Genomic DNA, 2,814 nt, shown 5'->3' with positions numbered 1-2,814 from the left:
GGCACACGCCACGAAGCCGTCGTTCGTGCCCGCAAGGCAATGCTGCTCCCCTGACCTCGCCCGACGGGTGAGAGCCGTTGAGGTGGTACCGAGTCCGGACTGGTCACCCAGCCGGATCGGTACCACCTGCCGCAGCGGAGTCTAATTCGCCGGAGTCAAGCACCCCTCTCCGCGGTACACCGGACAAAACGACGTGCTCTTCCGCACCGGGCTCCACAGAACGGTGCCGAGTCTCGGCTGGTCTTACGCGTCATCCGAAACTCCTCGGCCACCTCCACCTGGGCCCATCCCCTGGCGAACTGGTCAGACGCGGCCATCCGGCCCTGTTCACGTTTCTCCTGCTCGGCGGCGGTCAACCCACCCCCAGTCGGGTACCTCATATCTACGGCTACCCGACCCGCCCATGGCTGCCACTGATCACCAGCGACTTCACGCATTAAAGATCAAAAAGCAGAGGTTACGGCCATTGCGTCTCACCTCACGGCTGATCACAGGCTGGTGGTGATTCATTCGGCTCGCGATCTCCTGATGCGACAGACCCGCCTCCAGTTCCCTGAAGATCTCCTCCCGATCCGCGAACGTTAGCTCCCGGCCTCACACCCAGCCCCCCGATCAGTAGATAGCCCTTCTACCAGAGCTGACGCGACGACCGGTTGAGACTGCCGACCGCTTCTGGTTTTCCGGGCCTTCCTTCGGTGGCGCGCTCGGTCACCTCGGAGGGATCGGGCCGTGAGGGCGGAGATTTTCCCATGATTGGCGACGAAGCGAACCGCCCAGTCGCCGGAATCGCGGCCACGTGCAACATCGTGGTGACTGAGTGTCAACGACCGAGTGCCGTAGGAAATCGATCCGAAGGGCGATGGCCGCTCTCCCCGTCGATGAACCAGTCGACCGAAACTACCCATTTCCGGGGGTAGTTGCGGTCGCGTGCCTTCGATCACACTCTTGGGTCACTGACAGATCGAGGGGAGTCATATGAGCACCACAAATGGCGAGACAAAAGCTCCGATGCGCCGAGTCGCCCTGGCCAGTTGCGCCGGCACCACCATCGAGTTCTATGATTTCTTTGTCTACGGGACGGCCGCTGCTCTCGTATTTCCGAAGATCTTCTTTCCCGCGCTGGGAGAGTCCGCAGGCACTGTGGCGTCCTTCGCCACCTTCGCCGTGGCCTTCGGTACCCGGCCGCTGGGTGCGGTCCTCTTCGGTCATTTTGGTGACCGCTTAGGACGCAAGAAGACCTTGATTAGCACTCTGTTGCTCATGGGAATCGCGACCATTCTTATCGGATGCCTGCCCACGGCGGGCGCGATCGGAGTGGCCGCGCCTATCTTGTTGGTGGTCCTGCGCATCGCACAGGGGCTCGCTGTCGGGGGGGAATGGGCCGGCGCCACACTCCTTGCAGCCGAGTACGCACCCGCCGAGAAGCGCGGGCTCTACGGCATCTTTCCGCAAGTCGGTCCCGCCTTGGCCTTCGCGCTTTCGAGCGCGACGTTCCTTGTCGTCAACCTGTTCGTGGGAGACGCTTCGCCTGCCTTCGTCGAATGGGGTTGGCGCGTGCCCTTCATTCTGAGCGCGTTGCTGCTGGCCGTCGGCCTCTACGTCCGGCTGGCGATCGAGGAAACCCCGATGTTCAAGAAGGCTGAACGCAGCCAGGTCGGCACTGCTCGTAACAGCGACAGTCCGCTCATCGGCGCCTTCAAGTACCAGTGGCGCGAGATCATGCTGGCAGCCGGCTCACTGACGATGCTGTTCGCGTTCTTCTACATTGGAACCGCATTCCTTACCTCGTACGGCACGAAGACCATGGGACTGTCCCGCTCGACTGTCCTGACATTCGGAGTCTGCTCGACCGTCGTCTTCGGCGGGGCCACCATCCTGTCTGGCATCTACTCCGACCGCGTTGGTCGGAAGAGGGTCGTCCTGGGAGCTTGYGTCGTGTCGGTGCCGTGGAGCCTGATCATGTTCCCGTTACTGAACACGGGCTCCGCTTTCGCCTTCGCGATCGTGCTGATGACAACGCTGGCCATTTTCGGTGCCGCGTATGGGCCTGTCGGAGCCCTGCTGCCTGAGATGTTCCAGACCCGTTACCGTTACACGGGGGCCGGCACCGCATACAACCTCGCCGGTGCGATCGGCGGTGGCACCGCACCGATCCTCGCCGCGGACCTCAGCGCTTCGTATGGTGGTACGTCCGTGGGTTTCATGCTCGCCAGCTTCGGAATCCTCTCCGTGGTCTGCAGTCTCGCTCTGCCCGAGACTCGGCACCGTTCTATGGAGCCCGGTGCGGAAGAGCACGTCGTTTTGTCCGGTGTACCGCGGAGAGGGGTGCTTGACTCCGGCGAATTAGACTCCGCTGCGGCAGGTGGTACCGATCCGGCTGGGTGACCAGTCCGGACTCGGTACCACCTCAACGGCTCTCACCCGTCGGGCGAGGTCAGGGGAGCAGCATTGCCTTGCGGGCACGAACGACGGCTTCGTGGCGTGTGCCTGTGGGGTGCCAGAAGTCGGCTACCGGTGTTGAGCTGGGGTTTTAAGCGGCTCGTTCGTATTCGTTGATCAGGCCGCCGAGGATAGGCCGGCGCTTGATCCGTTCCTGGGTCAGGTCGGCGACGGGACGATCAGGCCGTGGTGGCTGAAGACCGCGGCCACGGTGGGGGCGTCGCCCGTTGTAGTGTCGTGCGTACTCGGCTAGGACCACGCGCAGGTGCCGCTTGCCGAAGATCAGCATGCGGTCGGTGACCTCGGTCCGGACGGTGCGGACGAACCGTTCCGCGTAGGCGTTCGCCCGTGGGGTTCGGGGTGGGATCGTGACGG

2 protein-coding genes and 1 pseudogene are annotated in these 2,814 nt (G+C 63.3%); 1 reads left to right on the top strand and 2 read right to left on the bottom strand.

The window, feature by feature from the left end; genetic code table 11:
* Window positions 1-429: 429 nt before the first annotated feature.
* Window positions 430-582: pseudogene (locus BBK14_RS41970) on the bottom strand (helix-turn-helix domain-containing protein); the annotation flags it as partial.
* Window positions 583-975: 393 nt separating this feature from the next.
* Here BBK14_RS41970 and BBK14_RS04255 point away from each other — a divergent pair.
* A complete protein-coding gene (locus tag BBK14_RS04255; RefSeq protein WP_083390710.1) occupies window positions 976-2,385 on the top strand; it encodes an MFS transporter in 1,410 nt (469 codons plus the stop codon).
* Between the two features lie 145 nt (window positions 2,386-2,530).
* On the opposite strand, the gene BBK14_RS04250 is transcribed toward BBK14_RS04255, so the two are convergent.
* Window positions 2,531-2,814 (bottom strand): integrase core domain-containing protein (locus BBK14_RS04250; protein ID WP_157904208.1); only part of this gene is annotated, 284 nt, incomplete at its 5' end.

The organism is Parafrankia soli (assembly GCF_001854695.1).
GTDB classification, from domain to species: domain Bacteria; phylum Actinomycetota; class Actinomycetes; order Frankiales; family Frankiaceae; genus Parafrankia; species Parafrankia soli.
Note: the sequence above shows the minus strand (reverse complement) of the source record. Positions and strands in the feature narration are given on the sequence as shown.